Below are 657 nucleotides of genomic sequence, written 5' to 3'. Positions count from 1 at the left end.
CGATCAGCCGGCCGGCCCCGCCCCCCATAAATGGAGCGATGATCACGTGAAAATCACCCGGACCACCCAGATACTCGCCGCCTCCGTCCTCGGCCTCACCCTCGCCGGCGCCGGCCTGGCCGGCCCCGCCGCGGCCGACGACGACCCCACCGGCGGCATCGACGTCTCGGTCAAGATCGAGCCCACCACCACCCCCGGCCAGATCTCCATGACCGTCGCCGACAACGACGGCGTGTCCCTGCAGGAGAACGGCTCCGACGCCACCGCCCGCCAGTTCGTCGGCACCCTGCCCACCGTCACGGTCACCGACACCCGCCAGCCCGAAGACATCCCCGCCGGGGAGTTCTGGGCCGTCGTCGGCCAGTCCAGCCAGTTCGTCGCAGCCGACGACCCGGCCAAGACCATCGGCCCGGAGTACCTGGGCTGGAAGCCGCGCCTGCTCAGCCAGTCCACCACCGGCGCCGTGGCGGCTGGTGAGCCGGTCTCCAGCGTCATCGGCGACGGCACCGGAGCCCCCGAGGTCGGCCTGGAGGGCCAGGAACTGCTGGTCTCCACCGCCAACTCCGCCGACGAGATCGGCACCTCCCAGGTCAACGCCGACCTCGCCCTGCGCACCTCCACCGACGTCGCCGCCGGTGAATACCACTCCACCCTGAC

General features: G+C 71.7%; 1 protein-coding gene. It reads left to right on the top strand.

Annotation, left to right across the window (positions count from 1 at the left end):
• Window positions 1-46: 46 nt before the first annotated feature.
• Window positions 47-657 (top strand): hypothetical protein (locus tag FLX07_RS35890; protein WP_208762579.1); only part of this gene is annotated, 611 nt, incomplete at its 3' end.

Source organism: Microbispora bryophytorum, assembly GCF_006874465.1.
Lineage (GTDB): Bacteria > Actinomycetota > Actinomycetes > Streptosporangiales > Streptosporangiaceae > Microbispora > Microbispora bryophytorum.
The sequence above is the reverse complement of the archived record's forward strand: the minus strand, read 5'-3'. Positions and strand labels throughout refer to the sequence as shown.